At 50.7% G+C, this 18778-nt stretch carries 12 protein-coding genes; 4 read left to right on the top strand and 8 right to left on the bottom strand.

Going from position 1 to position 18778, the window contains the following annotated elements:
• Positions 1-4: 4 nt before the first annotated feature.
• The 7 genes from BM257_RS03470 to BM257_RS03440 form a co-directional block, all read right to left on the bottom strand.
• Positions 5-751 (bottom strand): PP2C family protein-serine/threonine phosphatase, encoded by a 747-nt coding sequence (locus tag BM257_RS03470; protein ID WP_092068277.1) that lies wholly within the window; start codon positions 749-751, stop codon positions 5-7.
• 39 nt (positions 752-790) lie between these two features.
• On the bottom strand, positions 791-1360 hold the full coding sequence (locus BM257_RS03465) for an FHA domain-containing protein (RefSeq protein WP_092068275.1): 570 nt from the start codon (positions 1358-1360) through the stop codon (positions 791-793).
• On the bottom strand, positions 1357-4674 hold the full coding sequence (locus BM257_RS03460; RefSeq protein WP_092068273.1) for an AAA family ATPase: 3318 nt from the start codon (positions 4672-4674) through the stop codon (positions 1357-1359). The genes BM257_RS03465 and BM257_RS03460 overlap by 4 nt, the downstream gene beginning before the upstream one ends.
• 2 nt (positions 4675-4676) lie before the next feature.
• On the bottom strand, positions 4677-7634 hold the full coding sequence (locus BM257_RS03455) for a serine/threonine protein kinase (protein ID WP_092068271.1): 2958 nt from the start codon (positions 7632-7634) through the stop codon (positions 4677-4679).
• Positions 7634-8584 carry a zinc ribbon domain-containing protein gene (locus tag BM257_RS03450; RefSeq protein ID WP_092068269.1) on the bottom strand — a complete coding sequence of 317 codons (951 nt, stop codon included), beginning with the start codon at positions 8582-8584 and terminating at the stop codon, positions 7634-7636. Before BM257_RS03450 ends, BM257_RS03455 begins: the two co-directional genes overlap by 1 nt.
• Positions 8585-8700: 116 nt before the next feature.
• Positions 8701-10740, bottom strand: a complete 2040-nt coding sequence (locus BM257_RS03445; RefSeq protein WP_092068267.1) for a M13 family metallopeptidase — start codon at positions 10738-10740, stop codon at positions 8701-8703.
• 6 nt (positions 10741-10746) lie between these two features.
• Positions 10747-12693, bottom strand: a complete 1947-nt coding sequence (locus BM257_RS03440) for an ABC-F family ATP-binding cassette domain-containing protein (RefSeq protein ID WP_092068457.1) — start codon at positions 12691-12693, stop codon at positions 10747-10749.
• A gap of 138 nt (positions 12694-12831) precedes the next feature.
• Here BM257_RS03440 and BM257_RS03435 point away from each other — a divergent pair, with 138 nt between their 5' ends.
• The 4 genes from BM257_RS03435 to BM257_RS03425 all read left to right on the top strand — a co-directional run bounded on the left by BM257_RS03435 (position 12832) and on the right by BM257_RS03425 (position 18088).
• Complete coding sequence (locus BM257_RS03435; protein WP_092068454.1) at positions 12832-14994, top strand: Tex family protein; 2163 nt, start codon at positions 12832-12834, stop codon at positions 14992-14994.
• A gap of 102 nt (positions 14995-15096) precedes the next feature.
• A complete protein-coding gene (locus BM257_RS14705) occupies positions 15097-15741 on the top strand; it encodes a response regulator transcription factor (protein ID WP_177216000.1) in 645 nt (214 codons plus the stop codon).
• Positions 15742-15747: 6 nt separating this feature from the next.
• On the top strand, positions 15748-16929 hold the full coding sequence (locus BM257_RS14700) for a trans-sulfuration enzyme family protein (RefSeq protein ID WP_177215999.1): 1182 nt from the start codon (positions 15748-15750) through the stop codon (positions 16927-16929).
• Complete coding sequence (locus BM257_RS03425) at positions 16919-18088, top strand: MalY/PatB family protein (protein ID WP_092068266.1); 1170 nt, start codon at positions 16919-16921, stop codon at positions 18086-18088. Before BM257_RS14700 ends, BM257_RS03425 begins: the two co-directional genes overlap by 11 nt.
• Here the strand turns inward: BM257_RS03425 and BM257_RS03420 are convergent.
• Positions 18052-18759: a tRNA threonylcarbamoyladenosine dehydratase gene (locus BM257_RS03420; protein ID WP_092068264.1), complete on the bottom strand. Its 708-nt coding sequence runs from the start codon at positions 18757-18759 to the stop codon at positions 18052-18054. The genes BM257_RS03425 and BM257_RS03420 overlap by 37 nt on opposite strands.
• Positions 18760-18778: the final 19 nt, after the last annotated feature.

The raw sequence follows: 18778 nt of genomic DNA, 5'->3' as shown, positions 1-18778 counted from the left end.
TTTATCACATTACAGAAAAAACACAAACAGAGACATTGTCGAAGCCTCCCTTCTCTATCGCAGCTTCACAAAGGCGGTTGGCGGAGACACCGTTTATCATCATCTGCTCGATAACGTCGTCGCTCACCATGTCGCTCAACCCGTCGGAGCATACCATATAAACATCACCGTGACGGAAATCATCGGTGAACTCCACCATATCCATATAGGTATGCTTACAGCCGGCACCGATACAGTTGGTGATTATATTGGAATGACGCTTTTCACCCCGCAGGGTGTTCAGCGAGTGGTCAGTGGTGAGCTGAGCCAGTTTCCCGTCACGGAGGCGGTACAGACGACTGTCGCCGCAGTTGATCCAGAAATACTTCCCCTCATAATAGATGACAGCCACGAGCGTGGTACCCATCCCCTCCATGGAAGGGTCGGCATGTCCCTTGGAGGTGATGATCTTATGGATGGAGTCAAGCCATACCTCCATGGTCTTATTCACCTCACTGACGGAAAGCCCTTTGGGCATGTCAGAGACAAAGAAGCGTAAGTTCTCAAGGGTATCGGCACTCGCCACCTCACCAGCCAGATGTCCCCCCATCCCGTCAGCCAAGGCAATGACGAAACGGTCGACATTCTCCGTCATGAACTCCGTCTGGTAAGCCTCACTACGTACGAACTTATCATAGGCGAAGACCATGTCCTCGTTATTATTTCTCACACATCCCACACGACTTGCCGCCGTAATGACGATTCTGCTCATATTACTTCTAAATACAATCCTTAATCCGTCTCAGGTCTGTCAGCTGACGGTAACCTGCAAGTTAATATTTGCCAAAGACACGATGTCACCGCTCTTGATAGACATGGGGATGTCTGGTAACAACTCACGGTCATTGAGCTTCGTGCCATTGGAGGAATGCTTGTCGATGATGCACCATCCGGAATCTGGTTTGTAAATCAGTTGCGCATGGGCACCCGACACAAACATATTACCCTCGAACATCTGCTGGTACGGTCCTTGTCTGCGTCCGATGATGGCACCATTGATACCTACCATACGGATGTTCAAGGAAGGATTGTACAGTGTCAGCGTGGGGATCCCCTGTATCTGGACATCAGGAGGAGGCGTTCCATGATTCCGCTCTGACGCGAAGGTACGGCTGATATCCGCAGCGGTGGGATGGGCGCTCGCTACGCTGGCGCTCTCCGGTTCCGCACCTGGTGCCGCCATCAAACCGCCACAGAATGTACAACGCCGTCCTGTACCTACACGACCACAATTGGAGCAATATTGTAAAGCCTGACCACACTGGTCACAGTAGCATGACTGCTCTTCTATCTCCTCTCTACAACTTGGACATATAATCATAACTCATCCTTTATATCTTCCGGCATAATCATCTGGTAAGTCTCCTGTGTCACCTCACTCTGAGGCATTTCACTTACACGGACAGACAACTGCTGGATTGTTTCATCAAGCATGTTACGCATCTCACGGGCATTACCGAAGGAGTCGCTCTTGCTGACAACCTTACGGCAGATCAGATCCATCAACTTGAACTCTGCTGCGGGCGACAACGTGTAGTTGTCCTTCGACGCCATCTTCTTGTAAATGGCAAGCAGCTCGTCCTCGTTATAGTCCTCTATATGCATCTTATGGGTGAAGCGACTGGCAAGACCCGGGTTGACATTCATGAAGTCCTCCATCTCCTTCTGATAGCCAGCGGCGATGACCACGAACTTACCACGGTCATCCTCCATGCGCTTCATCAGGGTGTCGATGGCTTCCTTGCCATACTGGTCGTTCTCCGACGACAGGGTGTATGCCTCGTCGATGAACAGGATACCGCCCATCGCCTTGTCACACATGTTATTGACGATCTTCGGGGTCTCACCCATATATTTACCTACTAGGGTGGCACGACTTGCCTCGATGACACGACTGGTGGGCAGGATCTCCATACTCTGCAGCACCTCACCCATCTTACGGGCGATAGAGGTCTTACCCGTACCGGGATTACCCGTCAGGATGAAGTTCATCGCCATCTGCTGTACCTTACCGGCACCCATGGCGGCACGCTGCTTCATGAACATGCTCTGTACGGCGAGGCGACGGATCATGTTCTTGACAGAGCGCATACCAATGAACTCGTCGAGCTCGTTGAGCACCTCATCGAGCGGACGTACCTTCTCGCTCTGCTGAACGGCGAGGTCCGCCTCCGTGATACGGTACATATCCTCGTCCTTGAAGTCGGGGTTGTTCACCTCCGCCATCAGGCGCTGACTCTGTTTCTCGACAGCGGCATCGAAGATGCGACGTGCCTCACGGGCATTACCGAAGTTCTTGTCACGACGCAGGTACAACTGTTCGAACTGGCGGTGTACCGCATCGCGGGTGGTGTCATCAACGGTGAAGTTCTTACCCTTGGCAAGATTGATGAATATCTGTGTCAACTCATCCGGGGTATAGTCGTCGAAATGTATCGTCTGTGTGAAGCGGCTCTTCAGTCCCGGGTTGGTATCGATAAAGTCGTGCATCTGGTCGGTGTAACCGGCAACGATACAGATGAACTTGCCACGGTCGTCCTCCAGTCGCTTGAGCAACGTGTCAATAGCCTCACCTCCGAAGGAGTCGTTATCACCAGACTTCAAGGTATACGCCTCGTCGATGAACAACACGCCACCCATCGCAGAGTCTATCAACTGATTCGTCTTGATCGCTGTCTGTCCGGAGTAGCCGGATACGAGTTTGCTACGGTCACACTCCACCAGCTGTCCCCTGGAGAGGATACCCAGTGTACGGAACACATCCGCCATGATACGTGCGACCGTTGTCTTACCAGTACCGGGATTACCCGTGAAGACATAATGCTTTCCCTGGAACGTATTGGTCTCCCCACGACGTATCTGTAGGTTGAGGAAGGCGGCAAGGTTGGAGATCTCCTGCTTGACAGCCGACAAGCCCACCATACCGTTGAGTTTCTCCAGACACTCGGTATAGTCGACGGTCTTCGGAGCCTCGTACGGGATATCCTCCTGTGTGATGGTCATCAACTCCTCGTTGGTCTTCGTCGACATATCCTCCTTCTGCAGACGCTCCGCCTGCTTTGCCGTGATCTTGTCGAACAACTGGCGCATGGTACGTCCGTTAGCGAAGTCCTTGTCACGGGAGTCATACATCTCCTTGATCATCTTACGAGTCAGCTCCTCCGCGTCAGGTGCGAAGACATATTTCTTCGACGTGGCGAAGACCTGCATGATCTGGTACAGCTCGTCAGGATTATAGTCGTCGATATTCAGGAAGTAACTGAAACGGCTGCGCACACCGGGGTTGATACGGAACAGGTTCTCCATCTCCGTGCGGTAGCCGGCGGCGATAACGACAAACTTGCCACGGTCGTCCTCCATGCGTTTCATCAACTGCTCCAGTGCCTGGGCACCCTGGTTGTCACGGTCACCACCCTGGCTGACAGGGGCAAGGGTATAAGCCTCGTCCACGAAGAGGATACCGCCCATCGCCTTGTCACACAGACGGTCGACGACCTTAGGTGTCTCACCCTGATACGGGCTGACCATCTTGGCACGGTCGCACTCTACGACATGTCCGCTGTCCAGATAGCCGATCGCCTCCAATATCTCTCCCAGCTTACGGGCTATCGTTGTCTTACCCGTACCGGGATTACCTGTCAGAACGATATGGATACCAGCCTTCTGCTGCTCTCCCAGTCCGCGCTGGGCACGCTGCACACTGTTCTGTACCGAGTAGGCGATCTCACGGACCGCCTTCTTCACCTCGTCCATACCGATATACTGGTTCAGGTCACTGAGGATGTCATCCAGCGTACGCTCCTCAGGCACATAGCCACGGATATCCCCCTCCTCTATCATGATGGCATCGGAACCCCTGCTGATAAATGACGTGAAGATATCCTCCGCCGTCTTCACGGCAAGGTGGCGGTAGCCAAATGTGTCGTCCTTGATCTTGACCTGATACTGGAAATAGCGTTCCAGTTTATGCTCTGCCTCAGGAGTATAGGCGGAAATACCATATTTGACGCGCAGCTCCTGTTTGCAGACATCACACAACTCCGAGAAACCGGGAGTCGGCAGTCGGAAGATATATTTGAAACGGTTCTGGGCGGCAGGGTTATTCACCAGGAAGTCATCCAGTCCCTTGGGTAAACCGGAGATGATGACGATAGGGTTATCGTCCCACTTATCCATCTCCACGAACAACTTATCGAGCGGGTTCACCTGGTTAGAATAACGGTCCGGCAACAGCTTCTGCACGTTATCAAAGAACAGGATACCGTCCTTTGCCTTCTTGATATTGTCGTCCCACTTGTCGACAAACCGCTGGTAATCGACAGCATCCACCATCGTCAGCTTCGGCTTGTCGATGATCTTATGCTGATAGAAATAATCCCTGATAATCTCCGACAGGGCGGTCTTACCCGTTCCCGTCTCACCGATGATAATGGCATTCACGCTCAGGCGCACCTTCATAATGTCCTTACGGGAATGGAGATAGGTATAGGTATCGACAACAGTCTTGAGCTGTTTCTTTACATCATCAAGACCTACCAACTGGTCGAGAACGTTCTGGGAGATCAGGGGTTTACCACACCACTTACAGAACTTCGCTATCGAACGGTTTTCTTTATGACAATGCTCACAAACCATAATTATTCCACGTCCTTTTGTATTTGTTTAACCACAGCCGACGGTTTCAGTTTCCAGCTATCCAGATTCGGATTATTCACATTCAACAGATTGCGACTGAATAACACTAACTCCATCAACATTATTCCCACTAGTGCCGACCATAAGATATAGTGCATCACGGACTCCCCACTCAAGGAGCGCACCTGATTGGTCACGTCATCTAACAGGCCGAAGTTGGAACCTTTGAACTTGAACTTCTTTTCCTTGAAAGTATAGTATAATGGTTCTAACAGGGAAGACTTGATATCATCATCCATCACCTCAGAGATCAGGAGATTCTCACTATTGGTGTCGGCACGGAAGTCCGTGAAATGACAGATCGCCATATAAACAAGTGTAATGAGAATAATGACCGGTATGAAGAGACTCGGTGAGGAGTTGTTGACATATCTTAATATGATCACAGGGATATAGGAGGAAAGGATTCCCAACAGACCCCACAAGCATGAGAAGACAAATCCATATCCTTTAAAAAAGGCACGTGTACCTATTATAATTGCCGACATACCACCAAGAGGCAATACGATAGCCATCCCCGGGTGATCCAGCAGATACTCACGGCTGTTAACACCGAAGAGCAGGACGAAGAGTATCCAGACACCACATAACGAATAGAAGACCATACGCCATGTCTTTTCCTTATTCTTCGCCTTAAAGAAACGCTGCCGTACCTCTGTGTACTTTGCTGCCGTCTCCTCCTTGGCAGTGCCGAAACGCTTAAAGTAAGGCTGGTTGGGGTCTATCTCTCCCAGCATCAGGATCCAACGCTCCAGACAACGCTCATAGGAATAAGCCTCACTGAAGTCTTTCTCAGGATCCTCATGGTAGAAGATGGAGAGCCACTGTTTCAAGGCGCCCCGCTTCAACTCCTGGACCATCTCCGGGCGATGACCGATCTTGTCGATAGTCAGTCCCTCAGTCAGTTCCATGCCGTCATCCAGCATATAGGTGGGACGGGCACCAAGGATACGGCAGAAGCGATATGCCGCCGTCCGTAAGTCATAGACACCCAGGCGCTCGGTATTCTCCGCACTCTTCAGGTCAAAGCAGGCACGTGCCTGGTTCAGTTGCTCATACCATCCATGCAACTGGGCGAAATAGGCGAAGCGTCCATTCGGGTCGGAGAAGTCCTTGATGACCTCGTTGAACTCCTTCTCGCTCAAATGCTGCCACTGCTGCATCTGCTGTGCCAGCAACGCGCCGACACGATATGGTGTGTCTGCCTCCTGTAAGTCGAAAGCAGCGTCACGGTCGATGTTATACAGTACCTTATACCCCAACGAGCGGGAAGGTTTCTGTCCATTTGTCAGGATACGTAACGCCTCACACGCCATACGGTCCTCATGGCAATACATCCACGACAACAGTCTGCCGTCGCTCAAGGATATCCATGCGTCCTCAGAGCAGTCCTCATAGCCGAAGGAATGGACGATCTCCTGTAAGGTGGCGGAAGGATACTGGTTCAGGAAAGGAATATCCTTGTCAAACTCATAGACCGTGCGCATGATGGCTACACGTCCGTCGAAATCCTTCTCGGAGAAATAAGAGCGGAGCCTGTCCACATTCGCCTTGGAGTGTGACTCCAGGTAGAGGAATAACGTATCATTGGGATTCCTCAGCGCGATGGAGTACTCTTCCTGGTAGCTTAACACAGAAATGCTGACGCTATGCAGGTCATCGCAGAGGTTGCCGTGCAGGTCACGGTAAGGATAGGTAGGCTCCATCACATACACCGCCGCCATCAGTCCCGCATGCTGGTCAGCAGGATAGCGGTTGACGACGATGTCCTTGACAACGGAACTGAGCTTCACGTTACCACACTGCTCCAGCCAACCGGCGATCCTGCCATTATACAAATAATTGATGGCGAGACGCTCGTTGTCCAATAGCAAGGGTATCAGCTCATGGACGTTATCGGCGACGAGGTTCTTCTCCGGGTCGACGATAAAGCTGCGGTATTTCAGGATCGGTGAGGAGATATCCACTTCCACGTCCTCACCCAAGAACCAGCGCTCCACCTCGTCATATTTCCATCGTTTCTGGGGATTGACAGAGGTGAGACCCTGTATCAGCATCTTCACACGGTCAGGCAACTCATTGATGCGGGGCAGACGACCCTCGTTCTTCTTGCGCATCATCACCCGCTCATTCTGGTTCAACGGATTCTCACCCAGCCAAAGTGTCATCAGCGTAATACCCAAAGAATAGAAATCCACGGAGGGTGTTATCTCCACCTCACCGTCAATGACATCATTGTACATCTCCGGAGCCGCATAGACCGGTGTACGAGCCTGTGTCGTCTTGTGGACGCGCTCGTCATTATCCAGCACGCTGGAGATACCGAAGTCTCCCAACACGATCTCCTGATGCTTCTCGTCACGGAAGAAGAAGTTGCCCGGTTTGATGTCCTTATGGATGATATTACTGTTATGGCAGTAGGCAAGAGTGGCGGCAGCCTGCAGGGCGATACGCCGGAACTGGTTAAAGTCACCGTCCAGGTCATAACCTGCGAGGGTGCCTCCCTCCAGGTACTCCATCAACTCATAGTCACGGTTCTTGCCATCCACATACGTCTTTCCATAATCATAGATTTTCACGATGGTCTCCATGCCGAAGCTCTGGATGATACGCAACAAGGTCTTCTTGATGGTGAAGTTCGGATAGTAGATCTTCAACACCATCCGCACCTGGTCACACTCTACCAGGAACACTTGTGCCTCACCGGAATTATCACTCAGGCATTTGAGGTTATGATAGACTTTCCCTTTAATAACAAAGTCACCAGCATCATTCGAAGAAGAAGAGGAAGGCTTACTTCTACCAGGAATATAAGTAGAATCCCCCGCCTTTGCCCCGCCCATGGGAGCCACTCGGACTGTCGAAGGCTGCTGCTCTGGAGTTCTTATGGTTTGATCCATTATTTATCGTCTTTAATTTCCGCAGTACTATTCTTTCCTAACACGACCCATTTCCCACCGAGATGTGGCTTGGCACAACCGCACGGACTGCTATGCAAGGCATGTTTGAAATTACATACCCAGGCAAGACGGACACCCATCGGTTTGCTCGCCATCGCATAGTTACGTGCCTGTACCGGTGAGGATGTGGGGGGAACCGCCAACTTATCGAGGATAGCGGAGAGCTTCTTGATCTTCTCTGATTTCTGCTCCTCCAGCTCCTCTTTCGTCATACGTTTTGTCACCACTTTGGGAATGACCGGGTTCTCCACACCGGCGTCCTTTGCCAACAACGTCAGCATCCGCTCTCGCAACTTCATATTCATCTGCTCGCGGACGACATCACGCTCTGAGTTGTATGGCAAAGAGCCCTCCAGACGGGAATACTCCTGTACGACATCCATCAGTTCCTTGTAGTCAGGGTTCTTCTGTAACTCCTTCACCAACTCTTTCGCCTCTGCCGTCAGAGCGGTACCGCACTGCTTGCAGAACGCGAAGTCGTTCATCGTATGGCAGGTAGGACACACCAGACCGCCGCGAGGACTTCCGCATTCCGGGCAGTATGCCTCGTTACCTCTCAGGTGAGCTCCGCAATAGGAACAAATGTCTTTACGGATGTAATGATGACAGGTCTCACAGAAATCCGCGTCAGGGTCTACCTCTGAGCCACAGAAGGGACAGGACATCTTGCTGATAGGCTGTCCGCACTGGGCACAGAACATGACCTCCGGCTCATTGATGGCACCACAGAATGGACATTTCTTACCGATTGCCTGCTGTTGTTGCTGTTGTTGTTGCATCAACGGCTGCTGAGAGTCGTCTTCCCTCTCCCGCACTCTTTCACGGGCAATCTCCTGGGGACGTACCGTACGCTGTGTCCTCTCAGTATCTTGGGGGTTATCGTTTATCATTTTTAGGATAGCATTAATTAAGTTAGATGCAAAGATAGTAATTATTTCTTAAATCAAACAAAAAACCGCCGTAAATTTACATTTACGACGGCATTTTTCTTCATTTTGGCTATATTTTACCACAAAGAAAGGCGTTTTTCCTTAGGAACATACATTTTATCGCCCTCTTTGATACCAAATGCCTCATACCACATATCGACATGCGGAAGGGCTCCGTTGACACGCCAACGTCCCAGTGAGTGAGGGTCGCTCTTGGTACGGTTACGGATCTCCGCCTCTGTGATGTTACCTGCCCATACACCGGCATAGGCAAGGAAGAAACGCTGATCAGCGGTCAGACCGTCAATCACGGGAAGTGAACTATATTTCGTAGCGTTCTTATAGGCATACCATGCCACCTGCAGACCACCATGGTCGGCAAGGTTCTCACCCAATGTCAGGCGACCATTGGCATTCAAGTCGGGCAACACCTTGATGGCGGAAAAGAAGTCCGCATACTTATCCGTACGCTCCGTAAAGTTTTTTCCATCCATTTCCGTCCACCAGTCATGCATATTCCCGTCCTTGTCATAGCGACGACCCTGATCGTCAAACCCATGGGTCATCTCATGACCGATCACGACACCGATCGCACCATAGTTGAAGGCATCATCAGCAGTGGGGTCAAAGAACGGCACTTGCAGGATTCCAGCAGGGAAGCAAATTTCATTGGTAGTAGGATTATAGTACGCATTGACCGTCTGTGGTGTCATGTGCCAGTCTTCACGGTCAACAGGCTTACCTGCCGTATGGGCAATATGCCATTTATTCCAAAAGCGACTACACTCCTGCATGTTGTCATAGTAAGATTTTTTCGCATCTATCCTCAGGTCTGACAAATCCGTCCAGCGGTCGGGATATCCGATCTTCACATAGAAAGTATTCAACTTCAACAGGGCATTGACCTTAGTCGAGTCATCCATCCACTCCTGGGCAGCGATACGCTCGCCTAAGGCGATACGGAGATTCTCCACCAGGGTCTTCATACGCTCCTTGGAAGAGGCTGGGAAATATTTCTCCACATAGATCTTACCCAGCGCCTCACCCATCACACCTTGCACCTGGTTGGTGGAGCGACGCCACAGAGGATGGTCCTCTTTCCTACCCGACATCACCTTGCCGAAGAAGTCGAAATGTGCCGCGCGCACCGCGTCATTCAGATATCCTGCGGCGGAACAGATGACACCCCACTCCATATAGTCACGGTACTCTGCCGGTGACATCTTACCGAAAAGTTGGTCAGCGCCACTCATGAAGGCTGGCTGTCCGACAATCATCTCCTGGATATACTGGCTGGCAATACCCTTGGCATTCATCTGTCTCTCCAGCTGGAAGTGTGGATACTTGCCGTCAAACTCCTTCAGGGTCATCTTATTGTAGTTTGCGATGGGGTCACGCAACTCGGTACGTGACTTCGAGACCTTCGCCAAGGCGAGTTCTACAGCGAAGATGTTCCTCATCTTCTTCTCGGCAGCCGCCTTCTTGAAACCGAAGAGCTGGAACATACGGACAATATGTCTCTTATAGCTCTCACGGATCTTCGTCGTAGCCTCATCTGTCTCCAGATAGTAGTCTTTCTGTCCCAGTGTCAACCCTCCCTGATTGATGTTCAGGATGTTTCGGATGGCATTCTTGTCATCGGCACCTATATAGGCACGGAAGAACTCCGAGTCGCCGTAAGGCATCATCTCCAACTGGATATCGAAAAGCTGGGCTGTCGTCTTGGCACTCTCCATTTTCTGAATCAGTCCCATCACCGGGGTCAGACCGTCCTGCTCACGACGTGCCGAGTCCATGGCAAGCTTATACAAGTCACTCAGTTTCTGCTCCACGCTACCCTGTGGGTAGGTCTTCTCCTGTAACTCTTTCAAGATCACATTGATACGCTTGTTATTGTCTTCCGCCAGACGGTCGAAACTACCATAACGAGAATAAGCGGCAGGCAGCGGGTTCTTCTGCATCCATCCGCCACAAGCGTAATCGTAAAAGTCCTCACCAGGCTTTACCTGCCGGTTGAGGTCTGTCAGGTCAATCCCCGACCTCTGTGCCGCCTGCGCCATAGAAGCAGTCGACAACGATGACAAGGCAATCATCATGAAAAATCCTTTAATGTTCATTTCTATTTATGTTAGTTGTTCTAATTCCTCCGAGAGTTTTTCCCAGCGCTCCACCTCCTCGTCCACGGCTTTCTTGACAGAGGTGTACTCTGTGACCAGCTCCATATTCGAGGCATTGACAGGATCCATCAACAGGGTGTCCAGCTCTTTCAACCGCCGCTCCATGTCACTGATCTTACGCTCCGACTCTTCCACGGCACGCTCTGCCTTGCGAAGACGCTTCTGTTGCTCCTTATGCTCAACGTAATTGTTTTTCTGAGTACTCGGAGTACTCGGAGTACTCGGAGAACTCGGAGTACTCGGAGAACTCGGAGAACTCGGAGTTCTCTGAAGTTCCGACAGTTCACTGATCTGTTTCGACCGCAAGAAGTCGTAGATACCACCTAGATGCTCTCTCACCTTGCCCCCTCCGAACTCATAGACTTTCGTCACCAGACCGTCCAAGAACTCACGGTCGTGGCTGACAATAATGGCGGTACCGTCGAATGCCTTGATGGCTTCTTTGAGCACATCCTTGGAAGGCATGTCGAGATGGTTGGTGGGCTCGTCGAGTATCAACAGATTGACAGGTTCCAATAGCAAACGGATCATCGCCAAGCGACTTCGTTCGCCACCACTAAGCACTTTCACCTTCTTGTCGGAGGCTTCCCCTCCAAACATAAAAGCACCTAATATATCATTGATTCTCAAACGGATATCGCCTTTCGCTACATTATCTATTGTCTGGAATACCGTCAATGACTCATCCAACAGCTGTGCCTGATTCTGGGCAAAATAACCGATCTGGATATTATGCCCGACTTTCAGGTTTCCATCAAACGGGATCTCTCCCATGATACATTTCACCAGGGTCGACTTTCCCTCACCGTTCTTTCCTACAAAGGCGACTTTCTCACCTCTTTTGATGGTCATATCGACCTGCGAGAACACCGTATGCTCACCATAGGCCTTTCTGACGCCCTCGCATATCACAGGATAGTCACCACTACGAAGACAGGGCGGGAACTTCAGGTGCATGGCGGCATTATCAACCTCATCCACCTCTATCGGTACGATCTTCTCCAACTGTTTGATTTTCTGCTGTACCTGCACAGCCTTGGTTGCCTGATAACGGAAACGCTCTATAAACTGGCGCATATCCGCAATCTCCTTCTGCTGATTCTCGTAGGCACGCAGCTGTTGCTCCCGACGCTCTTTGCGAAGCACCACATACTCGTCGTATTTTACCCTATAGTCAATAATATGTCCACATGAGATCTCCAGCGTCCTGTTCGACACGTGATTGATGAACGCACGGTCGTGACTGACCAGCACCACCGCCTTGGCACTCTGCGCCAGGAACTGCTCCAGCCATTGTATCGACTCGATGTCCAGATGGTTGGTCGGCTCGTCAAGCAACAACACATCAGGTTTCTGCAACAAAATCTTCGCCAGTTCGATACGCATACGCCACCCTCCGGAGAACTCACTCGTAGGACGTTCAAAATCCGTACGGACAAAACCAAGTCCTATCAGTGTGCGCTCGATTTCCGCCTCGCAATTCTCTGCCCCCATCATCATGTAACGGTCATGCTCCTGCGTAAAGCGTTCCACGAGGGAAAGATAACTATCACTCTCATAATCAGTACGTTCCGACAGTTCTTGATTCATTCTATCAATTCGTTCTTTCAACGCATGAACATGTGAGAATGCTTTCTGAGCCTCTTCCCGGACAGTGGTGTCATCTTGCAATATCATGACCTGCGGAAGATAACCGATGGTTGTGTCGTTCGGTATACTGACCACCCCACCGGTTGGCTGCTGCATACCACACAGGATTTTCAATAATGTGGATTTCCCTGCCCCGTTCTTACCCACCAAGGCAATACGGTCACGATCGTTCACCACAAAACTCGCATTGGTGAACAATGGCTTAGCACTGAATTCCACACTTAGTCCTTCTACGGAAATCATCTTTTTCAATTTGGCATGCAAAGATAGTATAAATCCACTAAAATGCAAAATAAATTAATATTTATTAGAGAGAGGAGGAAAGCCTTTCTCGTTTTTTTTACGTACTTTTGTGGCATCAAACATCATGACATGGAACATTTGAGGATATTCACCCAACTGATAGCCAACGAGCTGCATCTCCAAGAGCATGCCGTTGAGAACACCCTTAAACTGCTGGACGAGGGATGTACCATACCTTTTATCTCCCGTTACCGCAAAGAACGGACGGGAGGACTCGATGAAGTACAGATAACCGCTATTAGCAACCGTTGCGAACAGTTGCAGGAGATTGCCAAACGGAAGGAGACTGTCATCAAGACCATCACCGAACTGGAAAAGATGACCCCAGAGTTGCAGAAACGCATCAACGACTGTTGGGAAGCAACGGTATTGGAGGACATCTACCTACCCTATAAGCCTAAGCGGCGTACCCGTGCACAAGTGGCAAGGGAACAAGGACTAGAGCCGCTTGCCACCCTCCTCATGCTCCAACGGGAGCCTCATCCAGAACAGGCTGCCAAGCGTTTCGTCAGAGGTGACATTACCGACATCGCCTCTGCTCTCCATGGTGCCCAGGACATCATCGCCGAGCAGGTCAGCGAGGAAGAAGGATCCCGTAACCAGATCCGTGCCGCTTTCCGCCGTGAGGCATTCATCGTATCAAAAGTCGTCAAAACGAAGAAAGATACGGACGAGGCAGCGAAATATGCTGACTATTTCGACTGGGAAGAGCCTTTGAGACGCTGTTCCTCCCACCGGTTGCTCGCCATGCGCCGTGGTGAGAACGAAGGTATCCTGCGGGTCAGTATTACGATTGACGATGAGGAGGCTGTCAACAGACTGCAACGCCATTATGTGCATGGCAACGGTGCATGTCAACGACTCGTTGCCGAAGCGGTGGAGGATGGTTATAAGCGTCTGCTATACCCCTCTATTGAGACGGAATTTGCCAATATCAGCAAGGAGAAAGCCGATGAGGAAGCGATTAACGTCTTCACAGAGAACCTGCGCCAACTGCTGCTAGGTGCTCCATTAGGACAGAAACGGGTCATGGGTATCGACCCTGGCTTCCGCACAGGATGTAAGGTCGTGTGTCTGGACGCACAGGGCAATCTGCTGCATCACGAGGCAATCTTCCCCCATCCGCCTGTCAATCACCGCATGCAGGCTACCGTCCATGTCCAGCAGATGATAACAGACTATCATATTGAGGCAATAGCCATCGGCAACGGTACGGCAAGCCGGGAGACCAAGGAGTTCGTAGAAGATTGCATTCAATCACTCCCCTCGCTTTTTGGAGAGGGGGCTGGGGTGAGGCTTTTCGTTGTCAGCGAGGATGGTGCTTCCGTCTATTCCGCTTCCAAGGTTGCCCGTGAGGAGTTTCCCGACGAGGATGTCACAGTACGCGGTGCCGTCAGCATCGGCAGACGACTGATGGATCCTTTGGCGGAACTGGTGAAGATTGACCCGAAGAGTATCGGTGTGGGACAATACCAACATGATGTGGACCAGGCAAAACTCAAGCACTCCCTCGACCAGACGGTGGAGAGTTGTGTGAACTTAGTGGGTGTCAACCTCAATACGGCATCACAACACTTGCTGATGTACGTCAGCGGTTTAGGTCCGACACTGGCGAAGAATATCGTGGACTACCGCAAAGAGAACGGAGCGTTCACCAGTCGTGCGCAACTGAAGAAGGTACCTCGTCTCGGTCCTGCCGCCTTTCAGCAGTGTGCGGGTTTCCTGCGCATCCCTCAGGCGAGGAACCCCCTTGACAACAGTGCCGTCCACCCTGAGAGCTACGGTATCGTCGAGCAGATGGCTAAAGATCAGCACTGCACCGTCATCGACCTTATCAATGACAAGGAGAAGCGTGACGCAATTGACATCAGGCACTATGTGACGACAGAGACAGGGCTCCCCACCCTCACTGATATCATGAGAGAATTGGAGAAGCCTGGTCGTGACCCTCGGGAACAGATAGAGGAGTTTGAGTTCGACCCGAATATCCAGACCATCGAGGAACTGCAGGAAGGGATGGAACTGCCTGGCATCGTGACGAATATCACCAACTTCGGTGCCTTCGTGGATATCGGTGTCCATCAGGACGGACTGGTACACATCTCCCAACTTGCCGACAAGTATGTCAGTGACCCGACGAAAGTGGTACGCCTCCACCAGCATGTGAGAGTAAGGGTCATCGGCATTGATCTCCGCCGTAACCGCATCTCACTCAGTATGAAGGGAATGGGCAACAAATAGCGATATACCAAACATTAGGTAGATGGAATAACCGAAAAGCGGTATTGTACACCTTCTATATTCACCTTACCTTTGCACCGACAAACTAAATGAGACAAAAGTATGGTGAATTTTATCTTGGCAGACAATCAGGAGCTTACTGCTTTCGCCCTGAGGACCCTTATCAGAGAACTTGAGAGTGCGACTATCCATGTTGCTGTCAACAAGGATCAGCTAATCAGTCAGTTACAGAAAGAGGAAAAGAGCATCGTCGTGCTCGACTATACCTTATATGATATTCAGGACGAGGAACAACTTCTCGTTATTATCGAGCGTTTCCCACGTACTCAATGGATCATGGTGAGCGATGATCTGACCATTCAGGTCATGCGCAAACTGGTTTATACCGTACGTAATGTGAGTATCGTATTCAAAGACTCCCCTTTCAAATTGTTCCGCCATGCCATTGATTATGCCACACGCGGCGATCGTTACCTCTGCCAGCGTGCCGCAGAGGTACTGATCTGTCAACAGGCTGACGAAGAACAACGTCCGAAGGTACTGACAGAAACGGAGATCGAGATCCTGCGTGGTGTGGCACAGGGGAAGACAACCAAGGAGATTGCCTATGAGCGCTATTCCAGTATCCACACCGTAAACACCCATAAAAAGAACATATTCAGGAAACTACAGGTGAATACTGCTCACGAAGCTATTAAATATGCTTTCCGCGCCGGACTGGTAGACCCTTCTGAATTCTATATTTAAATGATTATGAAGAAACAGACTATTGCTATTGACACACCCTATGTACGTCCCGATGCCTATGGCTCGCTGGCCGTACCCATATATAATAATGTTGCGTTTGAATTTGATGATGCCGCGGAGATGGCAGATGCCTTCTGCAATCGCATCAAAGCTCCCGACTATGCCAGAGTGGAGAATCCTACCGTGACTAACCTGGAACAGCGTGTACGGTTGCTGACGAATGCTGCTCATGTGACTGCCTTTAACTCTGGCATGGCGGCTATCAGCAACACGCTCCTTGCCGTTGCCTCACAGGGCAAGAATATCGTGACCTCACATCATCTCTTTGGTAATACACTTGCCTTAATATCCAACACCCTATTGCGTTTTGGCGTGAAACCTCGTTTACGAGACTTGACCGACCTGCAAGCTGTAGAGGACGCTATTGACGAGCATACTTGTTGTGTGTTCCTGGAGATTGTCACTAATCCGCAATTGGAGGTCGCCGACCTTCACGCTATTGCGGAGATCGCCCATCAGAAAGGTGTTCCTCTGATTGTCGACTCGACTGTGATTCCCTTCACAGAGACACATCTGAGGGAGCTGGGCGTGGATGTTGAGGTAGTGTCAAGTACCAAATACCTCTCCGGGGGTGGTACGTCATTGGGTGGATTAGTCATCGATTATGGTACCTTCCCTCTGATAAACCAACGCATCAAATACGAGCTGCTATTTAATCTCGGTGCCTATATGACATCACAGGCAGCTTATCTTCAGACCTTAGGACTGGAAACCCTGGATGTACGTTATCAGCGGCAGGCTGCCAACGCCCTCCAGTTGGCTGAAGGGTTGAGGGAACTGGGTATGATACAGAATGTCAATTACATTGGATTGAAAGATAATCCCTATTATCAACTTGCCCAACGCCAGTTCGGCAAGACGGCAGGAGCAATGCTGACTATCGATCTGGCAAGCAAGGATGCATGTTTCCGGTTCCTCAACCGCCTGAGACTCATCCATCGTGCCACCAATCTCTTCGACAACCGTACGTTGGCTATTCATCCGGCAAGCACGATTTTCGGTCTCTTCCCCGAACATCAACTAGAAAAGATGAATGTACGACAGACCACGATCCGTCTGTCAGTAGGACTGGAGGCTGTAGAAGATTTATTGGAAGACTTACAACAAGCTTTAGAAGATGACTTATAGTTTTGACAAAATCATAGACCGCAGAGGCAGTAACGACCTGAAACACGGGGTACTGCTGGAACGATACGGACGCAGCGACCTGCTCCCGCTGTGGGTGGCGGATATGGATTTCGAGACACCACCGTTTATCACAGAGGCGCTACGGCAACGCCTCGACCACTCTTTGTTCGGCTATACGGTGGTACCCGAGGAGCTGTGGGACACCATCATCCGATGGGTTCATGACCATCACCAGTGGGACATACGACGGGAGTGGCTCACCTACATTCCCGGCATTGTGAAAGGGATTGGGATGGCTGTTAATATATTCTCGAAGGAAGGCGATAAGGTGATTATCCAACCTCCTGTCTATCATCCTTTCCGGCTGACCCCACAAGGCAACGGGCGCAAGGTGGTGTATAATCCGTTGAAGCGACTGCCTGACGGGAATTACGACATGGACTTTGAGCAGTTGGAACAGATCACAGATGAACAGTGCAAGATACTGATTCTCAGCAACCCTCACAATCCTGCAGGCATCTGTTGGAAAGAGGAGACACTTCGGCGGTTAGCTCATTTCTGTTATCAACACGGCATCCTCGTCCTGTCGGACGAGATACATAGTGACATGGCACTCTTTGGCAACCGTCACGTCCCGTTCGCTACAGTCAGTGAGGAGGCGGCACAGTGCAGTATCACCTTCGGAGCGCCCTCGAAGACGTTTAATATCGCAGGTATCGTCAGCAGTTATGCCATCGTACCCAACGACACCATCCGCCGTCGTTTCTATACGTGGCTGGAGGCGAATGAGTTGAACGATCCTCCCCTGTTCTCCCCCATCGCCACCATCGCCGCTTATCAACAGGGCGAGACTTGGCTCAAGGAGATGCTTGACTACGTGGAAGGGAACATCCGATTCTTGGAAGACTTCTTCCAGCAACATCTTCCAAAAATAAAACCCCTTCGTCCACAAGCCTCTTTCCTTGTATGGCTCGATTGCCGCGGATTGGGATTTACTCACGAACAACTCATTGACCTCTTTGTCAACAAAGCACACCTAGCACTAAATGATGGTGAGATGTTCGGGGCAGGTGGCGAGGGTTTTATGCGTATGAATGTCGGTACTCCCAGAAGTGTTCTTCTTCAGGCTTTATTACAACTGAAAGAAGCAACATCTTGAATGACCAGTCCTGCAAGGGTCATCCCAAAGATTGAAGTAATATGTACAAGAGAGCCCTTGATTTGGAGTTGAGAGTTAAAGACCTCATCACTGAAGACACACTGGAACTTGTGCCTGGGAAATCGTTTCTCTTTCTTGAAGCGGTTTCTCAATGCACGCGCCAGAGGGTCTCCTTTCACCTTCCAAAACTCCGCTACTTGTATCTTTGTAGGATCGAGTTTCAATGCCGCACCCATTGATGAGAAGAACTTTGCCTTTGTCTGACAGGCTAGTTCTATCAATAATGCCTTATCTTTCAACGAGTCAATGGCATCGATGATATAGTCATAGGTCTCAAGATGAAACGCTGCAGCCGTCTCTTCCGTGAATGTCTTCTGAAGGGCGGTGATCTCCGCATCAGGATTGATGGCAAGCAACCGCTCTTTCAATGCCGCCACCTTCACCTGTCCCACTGTCTTGGTGGTCGCCATTATTTGCCGGTTGACATTGGTCACATCCACACTGTCGAAGTCCACAATCGTCAGATGCTTCAGTCCGGTACGCACCAAAGCCTCGGCACACCAGGAGCCCACGCCCCCGACACCAAAGAGGATGACACGCTGTTCGAGGAGACGCTCCATACCGTCTGCACCCAACAACGCCTCAGCACGTTGAAAGATTGGTTTTGTCATAAAGAGCAGACCCTCGTCT

The organism is Prevotella sp. tf2-5 (genome assembly GCF_900115435.1).
Taxonomy (GTDB): Bacteria; Bacteroidota; Bacteroidia; order Bacteroidales; family Bacteroidaceae; genus Prevotella.
The sequence above is the reverse complement of the archived record's forward strand: the minus strand, read 5'-3'. Positions and strand labels throughout refer to the sequence as shown.